Origin of the sequence: Cohnella rhizoplanae (assembly GCF_948329515.1) — a bacterium.
GTDB lineage: Bacteria > Bacillota > Bacilli > Paenibacillales > Paenibacillaceae > Cohnella > Cohnella rhizoplanae.
Window position 1 is genome coordinate 228,865 of record NZ_CAOJCN010000007.1, and the last position, 19,641, is coordinate 248,505.

Genomic DNA, 19,641 nt, shown 5'->3' on the forward strand with positions numbered 1-19,641 from the left:
AAAAAAGCACCGCCAATTCCGATGAATCTCATCGAAATTAGCGGTGCTTCCGCATGCCGAACGTTTGAATATACGTCTAAATTATCACGGCTCGGCGACTCCGTCAATCCTTTTCCGCCGCGATCAGGCCCGGCCTTGCAGCGGCAGCCAGGCCAGCACGCGCTGAATATACGTGTCCCAGTAGCCCCAGCCGTGATCGCCCGGACCTTCCTCGTAATCGAGGTCGATGCCCAGCGAGCGGACATGATCGCGGAACCGGATATTGTCCGCGTACAGGAAATCCTCGGTGCCGCACCACTGATAGAGCTTGGGCAGCGTAACGCCTGCCGAAAAGGCGCGCTCGGCGAGCGCTAACAGGTCGTCGTCGGAGCCGGTCGCCTCCTCTACGCTGCCGAAGATCCAGCTATATTCCTTCTGAGAAAGCGGGGCCCCTTCATAATTCAATGCCAGAATATCCATGGCGCCAGACAGGCTCGCGACGGCCGCGAACTTATCGGGCGCGCGCAGCCCGAGCTTCATCGCGCCGTACCCGCCCATCGAGAGGCCCGCGGCGAAGCTGTCCTCCCGCTTGCCCGAGATCGGGAACAGCGACTGCGCGACGTGCGGCAATTCCTCGCTGATGAACGTCCAGTAGTCAAGCCCGCTTTTCATATTCGTGTAAAAGCTTCTGTGCACCTCCGGCATGACGACGGCGATGCCGTATTCCGCCGCATAGCGCTCTACGGACGTGCGCCGCAGCCAGATCGAATGGTCGTCGGACAGGCCGTGCAGCAGGTACAGCACCGGATACTTGCCCCCCGCCGGCGCGCCGCTCGCCTCTACGCCGATCCCGTAGCTGCGCTCCGGAATCACGACGTTCATGCTCATGGACAGACCGAGCGTTTGCGCAAAAAAACCGCATTGAATTAGTGCCATCGACTCTCTCGCCTCCTGCGGATATCAGCCTCTATCTTTTACATAGTAGAAGATTGCCGCCTTCGCCGCAAGAAGCGCCGCCGCGCTTAATAGTAGCCGCGCAGGTCCACCTTCGCGCCCGTCCGCGCGCTGTCGATCGCGCCGAGCACCATCGCCATGCTCTTGACGTTGTCGCGGCAATCGGTCTCCGCCCGGCGTCCCTCCGCGAGGGAAGCGAACATCTCGTCGAGGCAGCCGTGGTGTCCGGACCGCCCCTGCCAATCGAAGACCGCTTCGACCCGCTCGTAATCCCGGTTAAACTTATCCGATTGATCGCCGCCCGCGACGACTTCGGCATAGGGGGCCCCGGCGCCGTCCCATATGGCCGTGCCGCGCTCTCCGCCGATCCGCCACTGGGACTCCCAAGAGGTCGGGGCGCCCTCCGCGCACCAGGATCCTCTGTAGCAGAACGTGGAGCCGTCGGACATCTCGAACACGCAGATCGCCGACGCGTTGCCCGCGTACCAGGAGCCCGGAGGATTGAATTCGTGGCAGTAGACCGATACCGGATCCGCGCCGGTGATGAACCGGGCCTGGTCGAACGTATGGATCGCCATGTCCAATATAAGCGGGCTGTCCATCGCGTCACGGAAGCCGCCGAAGTGCGCGCCGATAAAGAAGTCCGCGCCGACGTATCCCGTCTTGCCCATCGCGCCGCCCTGCACGAGTCCGCGCAGCGCGCGAATGTTGGCATCGTAGCGCCGGTTCTGCATGACGGCGTACGACCCGCCCGTCCGGTCCGCGATCCCGATCAGCTCGCGCGCCGCTTCCATCGTCTCGGCCATCGGCTTTTCCCCAAATACGTTTGCGCCCGCATTCAACGCTGTACTGCACACGGCGAAGTGGCTCGCCGGTATCGTCACGTCGAATACGAGATTCGCGCCCGTCTCGGAGAGCGCCTGCTCCAGATCCGTGTACGTGCCGCAGGTCAGGCCGTACCGGTCCGCCATCGCCTGCGCGAACTCTTGCTTGATATCCACCAATCCGACGATCTCGGCGTCCTCGCGCGCGAGCGCATACTCCACCCAGGTCCGCGCCATCCCCCCGCAGCCGGCCACTACGATCTTATAATCGCTCATCCAAAAGTCCTCCCCTTATGCCGGATTCGGCACGAAATCGCCGCCGCGGCTCCGCTTCAAATAATTCAATGCGTGCACCTGTCCCGTCATCTCCAGCTCGTCCTTATACACCGGATCGTGCCAGCCCTCGATGTCGATCGTCCCCCGATAGCCCGACTGGCGCAGGATCGTGATCACGTCCGACCAGTTCGTATCGCCGAATCCAGGCGTACGGTGCCACACGAACGGCTTGGGTCCGTGAACGCCGTGCTCCCGCACGACGTCCCAGGCGATCGTCGCGTCCTTGCCGTGCACGTGGAATACGCGGTCCACCCACTTGCGCAGCTGCGGAATCGGATCGATCAAACTGACCATTTGATGGGTGGGCTCCCACTCGAGTCCGATATTGTCCAGCGGAACGCTGTCGAACATCATCTCCCAGGCCGTCGGATTGTGCGCGATGTTCCAGTCGCCGCTCCGCCAGTCGCCGCCCATGTCGCAGTTCTCGAAGGCCAAGCGAACGCCCTTGTCCGCCGCCCGCCGGGCGAGTTCGCCGAATACCTCCGCGAACCTCGGGATCGAGGCGTCGATCGGCTCTCCGACGAGCCTGCCGGTGAAACCGGATACGATGTCCGCCCCGAACAGATGCGCGTGATCGATGAGACGCTCCCAGCTTGCCAGCGTGTCCGCATTGTCGCCGTGCCCGGTGAGGGGATTTCCGAATACGCTTACAGCCGAGATGACGATATCCCGGTCCCCGATCGCTTCCCGTACCCGCTTCGCGGTCTCCGCGAGATCTGCGCCGCCGGTCGTTTGCCAGTATGTCAGGTTAAAGGATTCGAAGCCGTGCGGCGCGATCTGCGGGATCACGCGCGCGGCGTCCCCTCCGCCCACCAAGGTGCCGATCCGGATCCCCGTATGCTTGCCGATGAAATTTTCGGTCATTGTGTTCCACTCCGATCCTGAGCTATATTAATTGAACTAGGTCGATTATATCGCGATGTAAGCGTATCATCTCTATACGATCTTGCGGTTAACTAGCCCGATCTTGGGCTTATCGGGGGGGAGGCTCGGAGCTGCATGCATCCGCCGGAATTAAGAGAAAACACCTATCTCAGCGACGGTGCCTACCCCGTCAATCTGTTCCGCAACGTCTGCCCCGCAGGCCCGGTCGGCCGCAGCGCGCTTTATTTGCATTGGCACGACCACTTCGAATGGATCTACATGGTGTCCGGACGCGCGATCTTCCATATCGACAGCCAGCCGCACGAGGCCGAACCCGGCGACCTCTTGCTGGTACCATCGGGCGGGCTGCATGTCGGATACGCGTTGGACGAAGGGACGGTCGAGTATTGGTCGCTCGTCTTCAACCGGTCGCTGCTGCAAGGTCTATCGGTCGATCCGCTTCACGACCGCTATTTGTCCGCGTACGTAGAGGGCAGACAGCGGTTCCCGGTCCGCTTCGGAGCGGACGAAGCGGCCTGCGAGACGATGCGGCGCATCGTTCGGGAGATCGGGGAGGAATACGCGGAGAAAAGCCGGGCTTACGAGCTCGTCGTCAAGTCGAAGCTGTATCAGATGTTTGCACTGGCCGCAAGGTTCCGCATGCCCGAACGCGAAGGCGAGCAGGCGGACCGTTCCGGCCGCCGGATGGAGCGGTTCAAGTCGCTTATTCTTCATATCGAGGCGCATTACGCGGATAAGCTGACGATCGAAGCCGCAGCCAAGCTGGTCAGCCTGAACCCCTATCATTTCTGCAAAGTGTTCAAAAACGCGACCGGGCGCACCTTCGTGGAGTTCGTCAACCAGCATCGCATGAACGTGGCGGACCGTCTGCTCCGGGAGGGCGAGCTCACGGTCACCGAGGTCGGCGAGCGGGTGGGCATCGACAATCCGAACTATTTTACGAAGCTGTTCCGACAGTTCAGGGGCATGACGCCCTCGGAGGCGAAAAAGGGGCGCGGCGGCGAACGGGACGGCTAATCGCGTCCGTCCAGCAGCGCCTTCAAAGCTTCGACCGCCGTGCCCGCGCGCTGGTTCATGGCCCGCTTGTCCTTGATGCCGAGCGACTCCAGGTCGTGGCCGGGGTCCAGGATCAGCGGCTTCGCGACGACGTCGTCCAGCACCACCTTGGCCGTCCGGATCGCCTCGTGCAGCGCTTCCGTCGACAGCGAGCCGCCCAGCGCCTTCAGCATCGCGACGAGACGCTCGGCGTATATCAGCTTCACGGCGCTGTCCGCGCTCATCAGGTGCCTGGCCGCGAACTTGACCGTATGGTGCACGGCGCGCGCGTCCTTATGCTCCCTCGCGACCGCTTCCAGTCCGGAGACGGCCTCCCAGTCGCGGATCGACAGCGCGCCTGCGTACCCTTCGATCAGCTCCGCCAGCCACAGCGCCTCCGTCTCCGGCGGTACTTGGCCTGCCTTGTAAGCCTCGTAAACTCCCGCCCGGTACATCCGAACGGTGCTCCCTCCGTGTTCCAAGTAAAGCCGCTTCGCATCCTGACTATCAGTACCCACCGTCGTCACCGCCTTATCCGATTCTTTTGTAGTCCATCTTAACACTTCGCATACGCATAGATAAAAAAAACGCCGCCCGACATCGTCCCGACACGTTGGGAAAGTAAAATAGCCGTATCCGCCGAATTCGCGCAGCCGCGAGGCTTCGAGCCGGTGTATAATTTGGATCAATCAATCCGCGTCGGCGATCCGCCGGCCGATATCGGAGGACGTCGCATGGAACCGATCATGATCGTCGAGGACGAGGAAGCCATCTCCCGCGTGCTCGCCGCATACATACGCAAGGCGGGCTTCGAATGCCTGATATGCAAGGACGGACGCCAGGCGCTCGAGACGTTCGGCGCGTCGAAGCCCAGTCTGGTGCTGCTGGACGTGATGCTGCCCGGCTTGGACGGGTGGGAGGTGCTGAGGGCGATACGCGAAAAAGGGCCGTGTCCGGTCATCATGCTGACCGCTCGCGGAGACGTCGGCGACCGCATCCGGGGATTAAACGAAGGGGCGGACGATTATATCGCCAAGCCGTTCGAGCCCGGAGAGGTCGTCGCGCGCATCCAGGCCGTGCTCAGGCGCCCGCCTCACTCGCTCGTCGGCGCGGATCAGATCGTCTACGGGAGCTTCAGGATCGACCTCAAGTCGCGTTCGGTATATCTGAACGGCGTGCTTCTCTCGATTACGCCCCGCGACCTGTCGCTGCTTCTGTTCCTTGCGGAGCATCCGAACCGGATCTTCGAGCGGGAGCAGCTGATCGAGAAGGTATGGGGAATCGACTACGAAGGCAGCGACAGGGCCGTGGATCTCGCGATCAAGCGCCTGCGGAAGCTGCTGCTGCATTGGCCGGCGGAGGAAGGCGAGATCCGCACGCTGCGGGGAACGGGGTATCAGCTGTATGCCGACACGAGCCGCTAGGCGCCTGACCCTGCTGGGCAGATGGACGTACCGGTACGTCCTCACGCTGTTCGTCGGCCTGCTCGCGATCGGCATCGCGTCCGCGATATGGCTCCGTCACGATACGGTCGGCGAGCGCAAGCAATCGCTTCGGGATTTCTCGGTGGCGGCCGCCGATTACGTCGTCGGGGATGACGGGGCCATTCGCATACCGGCCGACTTTTACGAATGGATCGACCGCACGCAGCGCCAGTATCATTTGCCCGGCCAGTTCGCGCTCTACGTATTCGAACCGGACGGCAGGCTGGCCTTCTTCAAGAGCGGGCCCGCCGGCGCGACCGATGGGACATCCGGAGAAGGAGCCGCAGGAGGAGGCTCGTCCGCCTCTCCGGCTGCGCCCTCCGCTCCTCCCGCTCCTTCTCTACCTACGGCCCCGCCTCCGTCCGAACATCCTTCCGCATCGAGAACGGGCGACGCCTACGCGCTGGCCGTGCCTCTGAAGCATGGAGAAGTCCCGGCCGGATCGCTGCTGATCGTCTACGGTTACGGCGAGCTCGCTCGCGTCGACCTGAATTATACGCTGATCGTCTCCTTGCTGCTCTGCGCCGGCGCGCTCGGATGGACGATTATCTTCCTGCTGTCCCGCCATCTGCGCAAGCCGATCTACCGCCTCCGCGAGGCGCTGCAGCAGGTGGAAGCCGGCAACTACAAGATCGACGTGCCGACGGATATAAAGGAAAAGGAGCTTCATGAACTGCTCGTCTCGTTCCGCGGGATGGCGGCGCGGCTGGGCAGGCTGGAGGAGCTCCGCACGGAGCTGCTGGCGGGCGTTACCCACGAGCTCAAAACGCCCGTCGCTTCGATCCGCGGTCTCGTCAGCGCGGTCCGGGACGAAGTGGTGACCGGCGACGAGGCGAAAGAGTTCCTCGACATCTCGCTGGAGCAGACGCTGAAGCTGCAGCGCATGGTCGGCGACCTGCTCGACTTCAATGCGTTCGCCTCCGGCAGCATCGACGTCCGCGGCGACGACCTCGATCTCGGCCGGCTGCTCGGCGAGGTCGTCTATCAATGGGAACTGCTTGACGAGGAAGGCGGACTGACGATCGCGACCGACTTTCCCGAGGAGAGCGGGCAGATCGCGGGGGACGCCGCGCGCATCCAGCAGATCGTCGTCAATCTGCTGAACAACGCCAGCCAGGCGATGGGCGGCAGCGGCAGCATCCGGATCTCGATGCGACCGATGCCGGAGCCTTGGTACGAGGTGATCGTGGAGGACGACGGACCCGGCATACCGGAGACCGAGCAGGGGCTGATCTTCGAGCGATACTACAGGGGAAAGGATAAGAAGACATCCGTAAGCGGGCTCGGCCTCGGCTTGACCTACAGCCGCATGCTGGCCGCGGCGATGGGGGGCAGCCTCTCGCTGCTGCGCAGCTCGCCGCAGGGCACCGCGTTCCGGCTCCTGCTGCCGAGGAAGGAATCTTGAACGCGAATAGCAGTTGTGCGGATATAGCTGCATACTCAGCAGTTACGCTGCTTTTCGAGGTAACTCCGCCTTCTTCCCCCACCTCGCGCGGTAGTTACGCTGTTTTTCGAGGTAACTCCGGCTCATACCCTCATCTTGTCCCGCAATTACGCTGCTTTTCGAGGTAACTTTACTCTACAGTCACACTTGCGGCGCAATTGCGCTGCTTTTCGAGGTAACTCCGCCTTCTTGCCCCACCTCGCGCGGCAGTTACGCTGCTTTTCGAGGTAACTCCGGCTCATCCCCCCATCTTGCCCCGCAATTACGCTGTTTTTCGAGGTAACTCCGGCTCATACCCTCATCTTGTCCCGCAGTTACGCTGCTTTTCGAGGTAACTCCGCCCTCTTGCCCCGCCTAAAAGAGCCGGCCCCGCCAAACGGCGGGAGCCGGCCCTCTCTATCAATGCGCGGATGCGCGTTCCTTGCCTTTGTCCGCCTCGCCCGCGTTCTTGTTGGCGGCATCGCGGTCCTGCTGCATCTCCTCGACCGTCTTGACCTGCAGCCGCGCCGCGCCGCGGTAGCCTTCGCGCGTCGGCAGCAGGTTGCCGGACGCGAGGCGCGCCTTGGCCTCCGCGATGGCCGCGCCATACTGCGGCAGCCATTGCTCCTGAGCCACGAGCATCTCGTCGACCATCTGCCAGATCTCCTTCGGATTGCAAACGGCGCCGACGAGCGGGTCCATCATGAACGCCTGCCGTAGCAGCTTGTCGTCGCCGCGCACGGCCGCCTCGACCGCCAGCCGCTGCACCGAGATGCTGACGCTGCACACCGCGGCCGGGCCGAGCGGCAGGTCGCCGATACGCGGCATCGAGACGCCGTTGCGGTCGACGTAGCCCGGCGCTTCGATGATCGCGTCGGCCGGCAGGTTGGCGATGACGCCGTCGTTGACCACGTTGAAGTGTCCGCGGTAAACGCGTCCCGTCTCCAACCCCTCGATGATATAGGAGCCGTGCTCTTCGCTGCGCTCGCCGGTCTCGTACTTGAGCGCCGGATCCTTCATCCAGTTCGGGAAGTCGGTCTCGAACCAGTTGCGGCCCTCGGTGCAGACGCGTAGGTAACCGCCGGTCTCCCCGTTGATCCAACTGCCCAGGTCGATCCAATCATTGATTTCGTCCGGACGTTTGCGGTACCAAGGCACGTATTCGCTCAAATGCCCGTTGGACTCGGTGCTGTAATAGCCGAATCTGCGCAGCATGTCGATGCGGACCTTTTCCGTGCGGCTGAAGTCCTCGTGCGCCTCGAAGGCGGCGAGCAGCTTGCCGGTCAGATCTTCTCCGTTATGCTTGATCTGCACATACCAGGTCTGATGGTTGATGCCCGCGCACACGATGTCGACGTCCTTCTTCTCGAGGCCGAACGCCTGCGCGATCTGCCAGTGACCGCCCTGCACGCCGTGGCAGAGGCCGATGGTACGCACGCCGCCGTACTTGTTGCATGCCCAGGTGAGCATCGCCATCGGGTTGGCGTAGTTCAGCAGCGTCGCGTCCTGAGCCGCCGTCTCGCGGATGTCCTTGCAGATGTCCAGCATCGCGGAGATGCCGCGCTGGCCGTACATGATACCGCCCGCGCTCAGCGTGTCGCCGACGCACTGGTCGACGCCGTACTTCAGCGGGATGTCCACGTCGGTCGCGAACGCTTCGAGCCCGCCCACGCGAATCGTGCAGATCACGTACTTGGCGTCCTTGAGCGCCTCCCTGCGGTCGGTCGTCGCCGAGATCCGGATCGCGAGCCCGTTCTCCTCGATGTCTCTCTGGCACAGCTGCGTCACCATCTCCAGATTGTGCGGATTGATGTCCGTAAACGCAACCTCGATGTCCGCGAACTCCGGTACGCTCAGCAGATCGCGGAGCAAGCCCCGGGTGAATCCGATACTGCCGGCTCCGATAAACGTAATTTTGAACGACACGGCTTAACCAGCCTCCTTCTTGTTATGCGCTCGGCTCGATCGCAAGTTTTCCTACTGACATTGTAACGACCGCGCCGGAGGAAGCGTTATCAGAATTACAGCCGATTCAGGGTTCCGCATGTGCAAAATTACAGCTTTTCGTTGGTGTTCCACCGATGGCGGTCCTGGGCGGAGCGGTATTCGACCGGCGTCATTCCGGCATGCTTTTTGAATAGCGCGTGAAAGTAGGAGCGGCTGGCTACCCCTACATATTCGCTGATGTCCGCGATCGGGATGTCGGTATGCGACAGCAGCATCTTGGCCCGCTCCATCCGGTGGGCCGTCAGGTATGCCGTGACCGGTTGGCCGACCTGCCGCTTGAACAGGCGCTGCAGATAGCTCGGATGCAGGTTCGCCGCGCCAGCGATATCTTGGAGCTTGATATCCCGGTCGTAATTCTCCTGCATGTAGGCGATCGCCTGCTTCACGTACAGGTCCGCCTGCGGAAGTCCGGCCTCGCGGCTCTCGGCAAGCAGCCTGGCGATCCGAAAGAGCACCTGGGCGAGCAGCAGTTGAGCCAGCGCGCCGCCGTCCCCCCGCAGATCGAGCTCCAGCACGAGGCTCTTGAGCGCATGGAGCACCTCGTCGGGGTCGGTCAACGTGACGCTGGGCCCGGGGGCGCGGAGCAGGGCGTCCAGCGCGGCGTCTTCCCGGGCCAATCTGCGCAGCGGAGGCACGACGCCGTCGGCGTCGGCCAGATCGAACTCCACGTTCAGCATCCGGCAAGCGCGGTCGACCCGTAGACGGTGCCGGATGTTCGCGTTCAGTACGATAAAGTCGCCTTTGCGAAGCGGATGCACCGACTCCCTGCCGTTCCCTCCGTCTATCGCGACCAGGCACTCGCCGTTCATCACGTACATGATCTCCGTCGAATCGTGCGTATGCGGATCCATCCGGTTAATCGTCCACTCCTTGAAGTAATAGGCATGCACCCGCGGACGGTACTCGCCGTTTTGCCACGCCTCGTGGAACAATCCGCTCTGCTCGCCCATCCTCTCGCCCCCCTTATGGTCCCATCTTATCGCAACACGCCCGCCGGGTGGAAGACGCGACCGGAATCGCGTATACTGGAAATAACGCATTCATCGACAGAAGGTGAGTCTTTATTCATGGAAGAGCAGAATGACCTGATCAAGCTGAAGCAAGCCTATGCCGAGCTCGGATTGCCCGAGGACGCGGACCGGGAAGCGCTGGACAACCGCTACTACGTGCTGATGCGCAGGGCGCGCACCCAGAAGATGCGCGACGGCGGGGAGGTTCCTTCCGGCGAACGCGTCGACGAGGACAAGGTCAACGCCGCCTACCGGTTCATCAAGGACTTCGAGGAAGAGCAGGCCAAGGCCGCGTATGCCCGCGAGACTTACGGCAGCGATCCCAAGAAGGCCGCGCGCGCGGTCAAGCGCGCCCATTTTTTTCATTATTACAAGTTTCATATTTTAGGCGTCATCGTGCTCCTCCTCGCCATCGGCTACGGCATCAAGAGCTACGTCGACCACCGGCACGAGCAGGCCGAGCTCGCCAAGCTTCCTCCCGTTGATGTTTCAGTCATGTTTTTCGGCAATTATCTGTACGGGGACGGCATCAATCCCGATATGACGAACGTCGAGACGGATATTCTGAAGCAGTTCCCCGACTGGAAACGCGTCGTCGCGTCGCTCACCTATGTCCCGTCCGAGGTTCGCAGCGAGCAGGACATGGCGCTCATGCAGAAGAGCATGCTCGTGCTCGCCACGGACAAGTCCGACTTGTATATCATGGACAAGGCCAATTTTGACAAACTGGCGCCTCAAGAGGGACTTCTGCCGCTTGACGGGGACAATTTTCCCGCCGACGTCCAGGTTAAGGCCCAGACCGAGGACGATACGGCCGACCGCGTGTACGGCGTGGATCTGAGCGATTCGCCGCTCATGAAGGCGCTGGGCTTGCAGGGCACGGAAGAATTTATCGTCGGCATCCGCGGCAACGCCAAGCATCCGGAGCCGGCCAAGGCGTTTATCCGGCATTATCTGGGCGGCTCTTGACCGTCCATCGGGAGCCCGTTCGAGCGAATCGCGCTCGGCGGGCTTTTTCCATTCCCTGGTTTAACCCTCTGCGGCCCGGGTAAAAAGACTTACGCTCAACTCTTGGAACTGGAGGCGATCCATATGTTCGTTCACGGCAAATGCATCGGCCGAACGTTGTATGTGAAAACCCGCTCCGGCCGCTGGGTAAACCTGAAGTCGCTGAAGCAAGTATAAAGCCGAATATAACTTCGCCGCTTAACTGAACGGCCGCTCCGGCATAACGGAAGCGGCCTTTTGATTGCCTTTTTTTCGCCCGGGCGATTCGTCCGGCGCATCGGACGGGTATAGGTTCAATATCAACTTCATCGCGGAGGTACTTGATGTCTTCCACTTTCCTGTTTCTGCTGTGTCTGGTCGATGTCGTCGCCGCATCCGTGCTGCTCGCAACCGGGATCAGTCCCGGCATAGGGGTCTCGATGCTGGTCGCCGGCTGTATCGTATCGCTCGTCGGCGTGTTCACGATCGTACAGGCGGCCGCTCCGATCCAGCGCGCCGAACGCCGCGCCTCTTATGGCGGCAAGAGTCTGACGCGTTGAGACCATCCGTTGCAATCGCTCCGCACCCGGTCAGGGTGCTTTTTTTTATTCCCCATCGTTCCATTCTCCGATCCCCGATCCGGTCCGCGAAGCAGCGTTCAATCTATAAATAGCTGCGCGTTACCCGCAATTCTCGTATAATACCCATAAATGCGGATGCGACGGAGGAACGAAATGGGAAAATGGCTCATGACCCTCTTATATCTAGCGGTATCCGTTTTTCTGACGAGATTGATTCCGTTCTCTTCCTTTTTCCGCAATCTGGACACCATGGTGCACGAATTCAGCCATGCGCTGACCGCGCTCCTGCTCTCCGGACAGGTGCTGGGCATCGAACTCCACCCGGACCATAGCGGCGTTACCTATACGCGGCTCGCTTCGTCCTGGTCGTCCCTGCCCGTATCGATGTCCGGCTATATCGGCGCTTCGCTGTTCTCCCTGCTGCTGTTCGCGCTGCATCGCCGCAAGGCGCAGCGGCTCGGGCTGGCGCTCGCCGTCGCCGTGGCGGTCGTCATGCTCGTCCTGTTCGTCCGCGGCGGCTTCGGCATGGCATGGCTCGCCGCCTTCATCGCGCTGACCGGGACGATGCTGTTCCTGGGACCCAAGATCCGCAGCTTCTATTATCTGCTGCTTGCCTTCCTGACGCTCGAGGAGTCCGCGCTGACTCCGGTCTCGCTCGCGCTCTCCGCGCTGGGCAACCCCGCAAGAGCAGGCGATGCCACGAACCTCGCGAACGTGACGGGCGTACCCGCCATTTTCTGGGCGATGCTGTTCGTACTCGTGGCGCTTGCCTGCGCCACGCGTTCCCTGCAGCTGTTCCTGCGCGGCAGAAAAGAAGAAAAGGCGTACGGCCGCTGATCGCTCGCGCGATGCTGCTGCCTTGCGCCTTTATTTGATATACACGCTGCCGAACGGCAGCAGCTCCCGCAGCAGACGCTTCACGATGCCGTCTCCGTGCAGCTGCTCGGCGAGGGCCGAATCGGTTGAGCCGACCTGGATCAACGCCGGACCTCTGCCCTTCAGCTGCCACTGCACGTTCATATGCTGGCTGGCGAGCGTGTTGCCGTAGACGGACAACCGGACGTCCGCCCGCTCGGGATACGCGACCAGCGCGCCGGACTCCGCGAAGAGCGGGATGTCCGGATCCAGTTCGACGGTGGCGAGATCCCCGGCGGTGAACACCCCGACGCGCCCAGGCCCCGAGAATCGCATCCGCACCCATTCCCGCGTGATCCAGGCCGTCTTGATCTTCTGGATGCGGCTCTGCATCCGGAGACCTTCGGTATAGAACAACACATGGCGAAAATTGAACATGAGGTCGCTGTCCTCGGGAATGTCGATCACGGTCAGGCTGCAGCCCGGAGGCAAGCCCAGGATCAGTTCCGCCGGCCCGCAGAGTCGCGACCGGATCCACTTGCGCTTGCGGTACGCGTTGGCCAGGTCCATGATCCGGTCCTCCCGCTGCGCAGGTCCGCCCTGGAAGGCAACGATGGCTTTGGGATGGAGCACGTGCAGCGCCTCGGCCCCGTCGAGCGCGATGCGTACTTGTCCGAGCGGCGGCGGCGTGACGATATTCATGCTCCATGCCCTCCGTCGCCGCGCTGGCGCCGCCACACCGAGTAACGCCACAGCCGGATCGTGAGCAAATAAAGAATCCCCGCTCCCAGCACGACGACAACGCTGTAAACGATCTTGCGGGTAATCGCCTCGCGCGACGCCTGCTTGCGGGCCATATCCGCGAGCCGCGCGTTCAGCGCGTAGTTCTGCTCCGCGAGCGCCTCGTTGCGCTCGTTCAGCGCCTGCGTCTCGGCGAGATAGCGCTCCGTCCGGCTCTGCATCTCTTCCGCGCGCCGGTTCAGCTCCTCCGTCTGCGCCTGCAGCTTTTCCTGGCTTTCCTTATATTGATTCTCCAGCTCCTCTACTTTCTCCGGGGTCTGGTAGATATCCTTGAACCGATCGTACATGGTAGCCGCGGATGCCTCGGACGTCGCATAAGACAGCATGGAGACGGCGCAGACGGCGGTCAGAAGCCAGGCTCGTCCTCGTCCCGCTGCCGATGCGGTTTTTCTTGAGGTTGTCATGGATCCGCTCCTTCCGCTGCCGCGCAGCCCTATGATGAACTTATTTTAACACGATTCGACCTCGATCGCCCGGATGCGAGCCTACAGCGCCTCTATGATATCCCCGGCGATCAGGGACGCCGCCTGCGGCCGGGCTGCCGCCGCGCGGTCTCCGGCGATACCATGCCAATACACGCCGTACGCCGCGGCCCCGATCGCCGCCAATCCCTGTCCTAGCAGGCTGCCGACGATGCCTGCGAGCGCGTCGCCCGCGCCGCCGGTCGCCATGCCCGGATTGCCGGTTGTATTGACGAACGTGCGCCCGTCCGGTGCCGCGACGACGGTACGCGCGCCCTTGAGTACGACGGTCACGCCGTGCTTGGCCGCATAGGCCTGCGCGATGCCGATCCGGTCGCGCTGGACCTCCGGCACGGTCATGCCCGCGAGCCGAGCCATCTCGCCGGGATGCGGCGTGATGACCGTCGGCGCTTCGCGCTGCGGCCATACGCCGGGCTGATCGCCGGCGTCCGCGATCATATTCAGTGCGTCGGCGTCCACGACGACCGGCACCTGGAGGCTCGCCAGCACGCCGCGCAGCCAGACGCCGTCGCCGTCCCACCGTCCCATTCCCGGACCGACGACGACCGCGTCTACACCCGCAGCCGCCTCCGGCAGACGGTCCGGCGCCACATGCCGCCACTCGCCGCTTCCCTCGTCGGGCACGGCCCGCAGCATGATCTCTGGCGCGAAGCCCCGCAGGCCCGGGGCAGCGGCCGCAGGCTGCGCCCAGCTCACCAGCCCGCTGCCGGCCCGCAGCGCCGCGCGGGCGCTGAGCAGCCCTGCGCCGCTCATGAGCGCCGAGCCCGCCGCGATCAGCACATGGCCGTATGTCCCCTTGTGCGAGTCCTCCTCGCGCTGCAGCGGGAACGCGAGGCCCAGCTTCGCGCGCAGCGAGTCGGCGGTCAGCAGGTACGTATTCACGCCCGCCAATGCCGCGGCACCTGCCGGGATGCCGATCGGCCTGACGACGACTTCGCCCGCATAGGCGGCGCCGGGGTGCTGGTGCAGCCCCCGCTTCGCATAGGCCAGCGCTACGGTCACCGCGGCGCGGATGCAGGTCTTCGCCACGGCGCCCGTATTCGCGTCCAGTCCGCTCGGAATATCCACCGCGACGACCGGCAATCCGCTGACTGCGGCCGCCTCGATCAGCGCCGCATAAGGGGCGCGCGGCTCCCCCGCGCCGCCGGTGCCGAGCAGCGCGTCGATCAAGCCGTCTGCTCCCGCGAACCAGTCGCCGCCCGCCGACGCTCCCCCCGGCTCCGACGGCGCATACAACCGCGCTTCAATGCCCAGGCGCTCCGCGATATCCCGCTGCAGCGCCGCCGCGCCGCGCATACGCTGCGGCGGCTCGGCATACAGCACGGATACGCGGTATCCCATGTCGCGCAGATGCCGTGCGCATACTAGCCCGTCTCCGCCGTTGTTGCCTTTGCCGGCGAGCACCAGCCATCCAAAATTCCGGCCGCGGCCTTCCTTCTCGGCGTACCGCCTCGCTTCCTCCGCGACGGCGCGTCCCGCGTTTTCCATCAGCGCCTCCTGCGGAATGCCGATCTCCTCGATCGCGCTCGCGTCAATTCTCCTCATTTCTTCGGCCGTTACGAGTTCCATTCGCTGACTCTCCCCTCCTTATATACTAAATTATTAAACATTTTTAACTTGCCAAACGCTGTAAATTTTCTATCCTTTCCGCATTTCTTATTATTAATTTGTTACTATTAAAATGGATGGGAGGAATCTTACACGATGTCCGACATATTGACACAGCTAAAGGAAGATACCGCCCCCCAGCATAAGCGAGCTGAGCAGAATAAATATGCCGCGGCCATGCTGGACCGCACGATGACGCTCGAGCAGTATCGCGAATATATCGCCTTATTTTACGGCTACGTTCTCCCGATCGAGCGCCTGTTCGAAGCCAGGTCCGAGTGGAGCGAACTCGGATTCGATCTGGCCGCCCGGTTGAAAAGCAAACTGATCGAAGCGGACTTGTCCGCCCTAGGATGGGACGCGCGGACGATCAAGAACATACCGTTATGCCCCTCTCTTCCCGACCTGTCGACGTTTCCCCGCGTGCTGGGCTGCATGTACGTGCTCGAAGGCTCGACGCTCGGCGGTCAGATGCTGACGAAGCTACTGATGAAGTATCTGCCCGTCGCGCCGGATACGAACGCCCGCTACTTCAACAGCTACGGCACGGAGGTCCGCGAGCGCTGGTCCGAATTCCGCGAGCTGCTGACCGCGCAGGCGCAGAGCGCAGCGGACGAGCGCGAGATGCTGGAGGCCGCCGGCGAGACGTTCGACCGGTTGTACGATTGGATCCAAGCTCCGAACGGGACGGTATCCCGCTAATATTCGAAAGAGGCAGGTGTCAAATGAACGATGGTCACGATACGGAGAACGAACTTAACCGCTCGCTCTTAACGGAAGGAGAGTACACTGACGAACCGATCGATCTCGCGAATTGCGAAAAAGAACCGATTCACATACCGGGCATGATCCAGCCTCACGGCGCGCTGCTCGCGGCCGCAGGCGACGCCGCACGCACGATCGTGCAGTGCAGCCGCAATACCGATTTGTTGCTAGGCGCGCCTGCCGAAGCGCTGCTCGGGCAGTCTCTGTCCGCCGTCATCGGCGACCGGGCGCTGACTCTCATCGAGGATTCGCTCGCCCGTCCGTCTGCCGGAGACAAACAGCACTTTATGGAAATGAAGATCGAGCTGCCCGGCGGGTCCGCGGATCTGTTCGTCATTTTCCATATTAGCGACGGTCTGTTGATCCTTGAGCTCGAGCCCCCCGCCGGCGAAGACGCGCCCGCAGTAGACGACTTCGAATGGGTCCAGGCCTTCTTCACCCGCATCAAGCGCACGCACAGCCGGGCTGGCGCCAGCCAAGTCGCGGCGGAGCTCGTCAAGGATATTCTAGGCTACGACCGCGTCATGGTCTACGAGTTCGATGCCGAATGGAACGGCAAAGTCATCGCCGAAGCGAAAAACAGCGCGATGGAATCGTTTCTCGGCCATCACTACCCCGCCTCCGACATTCCGAAGCAAGCCCGCGAGCTCTACCTTCGCAACTGGGTGCGCACCATCGTCGATATGGGCTACGAGCCCGTACCGATCGTCCCGGCCCTCCAGCCCTCCGGCAAGCCGCTGAACTTGAGCCTGTCCGTGTTGCGCAGCGTCTCCCCCATGCATATCGAGTATATGAAAAACATGGGCGTCGGGGCTACCATGACGATCTCCCTGATTCATGGAGGCCAGCTATGGGGGATGATCGCATGTCACCACGACGCTCCAAAATACGTGCCGCACCGGCAGCGCAACCTATGCAATTTCCTCGGCTCTTTTTTCTCCAGCGAGCTCTATCAACGTCAGCGGCTGGACGACTATCAAGGAGAGCTGCATCTCAAATCGCTGGCCCAGCGGCTGGCCCGCGTGTTCGGCGCGCCCGGTACGCCCGACCAGCTGAAGGAGAAGCTGACTGCCGAAGAGGACGCGCTGTTGTCCGTCATGAACGCCTCGGGCGCCGCGGTCCAATTCAAGGGAAGGATGCTGCTGTTCGGCAGCACGCCGGCCGCCGCCGATATCGTCAAGCTGACGGTCTGGCTCAGCCAGCAGGCGGAAGATTACGCTTACCATACGAACCGCCTCTCTTCCGTCTTCCCGCAGGCGGCTGCGTATCCGGACAAGGCGGCGGGCGTGGTGTTCCTCTCGTTGTCCTCGGACTATCGCGACCACATCGTATGGTTCAGGCCCGAGGTGGTGCAGACGGTGACCTGGGCGGGCGATCCCGCCAAAGCCGTTATACGGAGCGGGGAGGGCTACCGGATCTCGCCGCGCAAATCGTTTCAGGCGTGGCAGGAGGTCGTGACGAATACGTCGCTGCCGTGGGAGCCCAAGGAGCTGCATACGCTCGCGGACTTAAAATCGATCGCGCTGAAGCAGACCGAGGAGGATCTGAGGCTGGCCGAGGAAAAGTCGATCCTGTACGCGCGCATGCTCAAGGAGAACGAGTCCCGTTACCTGCAGCTGATGGAATACTCGGCCGTCGCCTTCGTCACGTTGACCGGCGGCCGGATCGTATTCGCCAATCTCGAGGCCGCGCGACTGCTGGGCGTCCCTGAGGCGTCTTTCCTGATCGGACACGACCTCTACGATTGGATCGATCCGTCGTCCGAGCACGAACTCGCGGACGCGCTGGGCCGTGTCGGAGCGGCTTCGACGCAGCTGAGATCGTGCCGGCTCCGGATGAAGTCCGCGGCCGGCGCCTCGGACTCGCCCGGTGAGCTGGAGATGACGCTCGCCCTTGTCGTTTACGGCGGCAAGCCGTCGATTATGGCGATCGCCCGGGAATCGGCAACCGACTCCGGCGAGGAGAACCTGTTCACTGAAGTGACGCGTCAGCTGTCCCATTACATTCACACCGACAGCCTGACCGAGCTCCCGAACCGTCGCTACTTTGACGAGAATCTGACGAACGAGTGGTTGAAGTGCGCGGACAACGGCAAGGCGCTGTCGCTCGTGATGCTTGATCTGGACAACTTCCGCTCTTATAACGCCATGTTCGGCTATCAAGGCGCCGACAACTGCCTGCGTTGGGTCGCCGAGTCGCTGGGCGCGGTCGGGAATCTGAGCGAAGCGGTCATCTCCAGGTACGGCGGCGCTTCGTTCGCGCTCGCGCTGGCGACGGAACCTACGCAAGGGGGCCGCGAACGGGTCGACGAACTGGCCGACCGGCTCCGCCAGACCGTCATCTCGCTGCAGATCCCGCACCCGCAGCCAGGCGTCGGCGAATACCTGACGGCCAGCGTAGGCGTCGCATTCGAGCCCGACGTTCGCGAGTGCAATCCTTCGGAATTGGTCATCCGCGCCGAGAAGGCGCTCGCCGTGGCCAAGGCCGAGGGGAAAAACCGCGTTTCGGTCCTTTGAGCTCATCTCCGGTAGCCGGTTCGTCGAATGTATTTATGAATGGAAAAGATCGTCAATGTCGCATTGCTGCCGCATTGACGATCTTTTTGCCGTCTCTCGGCAGTTGAGGCGCGATCAAGGCGCGAAGCCCGACCGGCTGATCCGAAGCTCTTCCTCGCGAAAATGGACGAGGAGCCTGTCGTAAACGGTGCGCCAAGCGGATGGCGAGTACCACTCGGACAGGCCGAGCTGCGCGTATATCGCCTCGAGCCCAAGTCTCTTCGTCCGGCGGCCGCCGCTGCCGTCCCCCATCTCATAGTCGTCTACGACGACGCGGTCCGTCACCGGCCGCAGCAGGGCCGCGAAGCGCTCGCTGCTGGGCAGCACCGGCGCGACGGCGGCCTGGACGGACACGCCGGCGGCGCGCAGCTCGGCGAGCGCCTTGAGCCGCGCGGCAATCGGCGGCGCTGCCGGCGCGAAGGCGCGGCGGACCTCCTCGAGGTCCGTCTCGACCGTCATGCTGACCCGGACGCGATCGCCCAGGCGCTGCAGCAGGTCGACGTCCCGCGTCACGAGCGGGCTGCGCGTCTGCACGAGGACAAAGTCCGGCGGGGCCTCCGCCATCGTCTCCAGCAGCGAGCGCGTGACCCGCTCCTTGTACTCCGTCGGCTGGTACGGGTCGGTGCTCGACGACATGAAGATGCGCACCGGTCCCTTGGCCGATTCCCGGCGCAGTTCGCGCCGAAGCAGCTCGCTGGCCCCCTCTTTCACGTCGACCCAGCTCCCCCAAGCTTCCGGACGGAACGCGGCGACCGGCATCCCCCTCACGTAGCAGTACGAGCAGCCGAACGCGCAGCCGCCGTACGGGTTGAGCGTATGGGTATAATCTTCGAGAAAGCCGGTCGCCCGGTTGAGCAGCGACTTGGGCTTCTTGTACCGTAAAATGGGCGGCGGGGTCATGGCAGGCGTCACCTCGCTGAAGTTGGTAGTAGGGCGTGGCGGGCTTCATGCGGACGGAGATAAGAACATATCTATTTAGCCCCCTAATCCCTTTGGACACTTTCTCCGACTCGAATTAAACTATAAAGAGCGGAGGAAATGTCGGTGAAAAGACGTTTTTACGGAACGGA

The 19,641-nt window shown here is 62.7% G+C and carries 18 protein-coding genes; 8 read left to right on the top strand and 10 right to left on the bottom strand.

Annotation, left to right across the window (positions count from 1 at the left end):
- Positions 1 to 123: 123 nt before the first annotated feature.
- The 3 genes from PQG80_RS13675 to PQG80_RS13685 form a co-directional block, all read right to left on the bottom strand.
- On the bottom strand, positions 124 to 915 hold the full coding sequence (locus PQG80_RS13675) for an alpha/beta hydrolase (protein ID WP_271751913.1): 792 nt from the start codon (positions 913 to 915) through the stop codon (positions 124 to 126).
- 86 nt (positions 916 to 1,001) lie between these two features.
- Entirely contained in the window at positions 1,002 to 2,033 is a 1,032-nt protein-coding gene (locus tag PQG80_RS13680) for a Gfo/Idh/MocA family protein (protein WP_271751914.1), read from the bottom strand.
- A gap of 15 nt (positions 2,034 to 2,048) precedes the next feature.
- Positions 2,049 to 2,957, bottom strand: coding sequence for a sugar phosphate isomerase/epimerase family protein (locus tag PQG80_RS13685; protein WP_271751915.1), 909 nt, complete (start codon positions 2,955 to 2,957; stop codon positions 2,049 to 2,051).
- A gap of 135 nt (positions 2,958 to 3,092) precedes the next feature.
- Here PQG80_RS13685 and PQG80_RS13690 point away from each other — a divergent pair, with 135 nt between their 5' ends.
- A complete protein-coding gene (locus PQG80_RS13690) occupies positions 3,093 to 3,995 on the top strand; it encodes a helix-turn-helix transcriptional regulator (RefSeq protein WP_271751916.1) in 903 nt (300 codons plus the stop codon).
- On the opposite strand, the gene PQG80_RS13695 is transcribed toward PQG80_RS13690, so the two are convergent.
- Positions 3,992 to 4,468: a hypothetical protein gene (locus PQG80_RS13695; RefSeq protein ID WP_271751917.1), complete on the bottom strand. Its 477-nt coding sequence runs from the start codon at positions 4,466 to 4,468 to the stop codon at positions 3,992 to 3,994. The genes PQG80_RS13690 and PQG80_RS13695 overlap by 4 nt on opposite strands.
- Before the next feature lie 279 nt (positions 4,469 to 4,747).
- On the opposite strand from PQG80_RS13695, the gene PQG80_RS13700 reads away from it, so the two are divergent.
- Together PQG80_RS13700 and PQG80_RS13705 are read left to right on the top strand one after the other, a co-directional pair.
- Positions 4,748 to 5,437, top strand: coding sequence for a response regulator transcription factor (locus PQG80_RS13700; protein ID WP_271751918.1), 690 nt, complete (start codon positions 4,748 to 4,750; stop codon positions 5,435 to 5,437).
- The gene (locus PQG80_RS13705; RefSeq protein WP_271751919.1) at positions 5,418 to 6,902 is read left to right on the top strand and encodes a HAMP domain-containing sensor histidine kinase; all 1,485 of its coding nucleotides are present in this window, start codon (positions 5,418 to 5,420) and stop codon (positions 6,900 to 6,902) included. Before PQG80_RS13700 ends, PQG80_RS13705 begins: the two co-directional genes overlap by 20 nt.
- Before the next feature lie 438 nt (positions 6,903 to 7,340).
- Here the strand turns inward: PQG80_RS13705 and PQG80_RS13710 are convergent, their stop codons facing one another.
- Both PQG80_RS13710 and PQG80_RS13715 read right to left on the bottom strand, forming a co-directional pair.
- The gene (locus PQG80_RS13710) at positions 7,341 to 8,846 is read right to left on the bottom strand and encodes an alpha-glucosidase/alpha-galactosidase (RefSeq protein ID WP_271751920.1); all 1,506 of its coding nucleotides are present in this window, start codon (positions 8,844 to 8,846) and stop codon (positions 7,341 to 7,343) included.
- 128 nt (positions 8,847 to 8,974) lie between these two features.
- Positions 8,975 to 9,877 carry an AraC family transcriptional regulator gene (locus PQG80_RS13715; protein WP_271751921.1) on the bottom strand — a complete coding sequence of 301 codons (903 nt, stop codon included), beginning with the start codon at positions 9,875 to 9,877 and terminating at the stop codon, positions 8,975 to 8,977.
- 117 nt (positions 9,878 to 9,994) lie between these two features.
- Here PQG80_RS13715 and PQG80_RS13720 point away from each other — a divergent pair, with 117 nt between their 5' ends.
- The 3 genes from PQG80_RS13720 (at position 9,995) to PQG80_RS13730 (ending at position 12,342) form a co-directional block, all read left to right on the top strand.
- Positions 9,995 to 10,906 carry a J domain-containing protein gene (locus PQG80_RS13720; RefSeq protein ID WP_271751922.1) on the top strand — a complete coding sequence of 304 codons (912 nt, stop codon included), beginning with the start codon at positions 9,995 to 9,997 and terminating at the stop codon, positions 10,904 to 10,906.
- A gap of 362 nt (positions 10,907 to 11,268) precedes the next feature.
- Complete coding sequence (locus PQG80_RS13725; protein WP_271751923.1) at positions 11,269 to 11,484, top strand: hypothetical protein; 216 nt, start codon at positions 11,269 to 11,271, stop codon at positions 11,482 to 11,484.
- Positions 11,485 to 11,658: 174 nt separating this feature from the next.
- On the top strand, positions 11,659 to 12,342 hold the full coding sequence (locus PQG80_RS13730) for a M50 family metallopeptidase (protein ID WP_271751924.1): 684 nt from the start codon (positions 11,659 to 11,661) through the stop codon (positions 12,340 to 12,342).
- A gap of 30 nt (positions 12,343 to 12,372) precedes the next feature.
- On the opposite strand, the gene PQG80_RS13735 is transcribed toward PQG80_RS13730, so the two are convergent.
- From PQG80_RS13735 to PQG80_RS13745, 3 genes are all read right to left on the bottom strand, one after another.
- A complete protein-coding gene (locus PQG80_RS13735) occupies positions 12,373 to 13,062 on the bottom strand; it encodes an AIM24 family protein (RefSeq protein WP_271751925.1) in 690 nt (229 codons plus the stop codon).
- On the bottom strand, positions 13,059 to 13,565 hold the full coding sequence (locus PQG80_RS13740; RefSeq protein ID WP_271751926.1) for a hypothetical protein: 507 nt from the start codon (positions 13,563 to 13,565) through the stop codon (positions 13,059 to 13,061). The genes PQG80_RS13735 and PQG80_RS13740 overlap by 4 nt, the downstream gene beginning before the upstream one ends.
- A gap of 81 nt (positions 13,566 to 13,646) precedes the next feature.
- Positions 13,647 to 15,212 carry an NAD(P)H-hydrate dehydratase gene (locus PQG80_RS13745; protein WP_271751927.1) on the bottom strand — a complete coding sequence of 522 codons (1,566 nt, stop codon included), beginning with the start codon at positions 15,210 to 15,212 and terminating at the stop codon, positions 13,647 to 13,649.
- A 135-nt stretch (positions 15,213 to 15,347) separates the two neighbouring features.
- Between PQG80_RS13745 and PQG80_RS13750 the strand changes: the two genes are divergently transcribed.
- Positions 15,348 to 15,953 carry a biliverdin-producing heme oxygenase gene (locus PQG80_RS13750; RefSeq protein ID WP_271751928.1) on the top strand — a complete coding sequence of 202 codons (606 nt, stop codon included), beginning with the start codon at positions 15,348 to 15,350 and terminating at the stop codon, positions 15,951 to 15,953.
- A 23-nt stretch (positions 15,954 to 15,976) separates the two neighbouring features.
- Positions 15,977 to 18,532: a diguanylate cyclase domain-containing protein gene (locus PQG80_RS13755; protein ID WP_271751929.1), complete on the top strand. Its 2,556-nt coding sequence runs from the start codon at positions 15,977 to 15,979 to the stop codon at positions 18,530 to 18,532.
- A 114-nt stretch (positions 18,533 to 18,646) separates the two neighbouring features.
- On the opposite strand, the gene PQG80_RS13760 is transcribed toward PQG80_RS13755, so the two are convergent.
- A complete protein-coding gene (locus PQG80_RS13760; RefSeq protein ID WP_271751930.1) occupies positions 18,647 to 19,471 on the bottom strand; it encodes an SPL family radical SAM protein in 825 nt (274 codons plus the stop codon).
- Between the last annotated feature and the right edge of the window lie 170 nt (positions 19,472 to 19,641).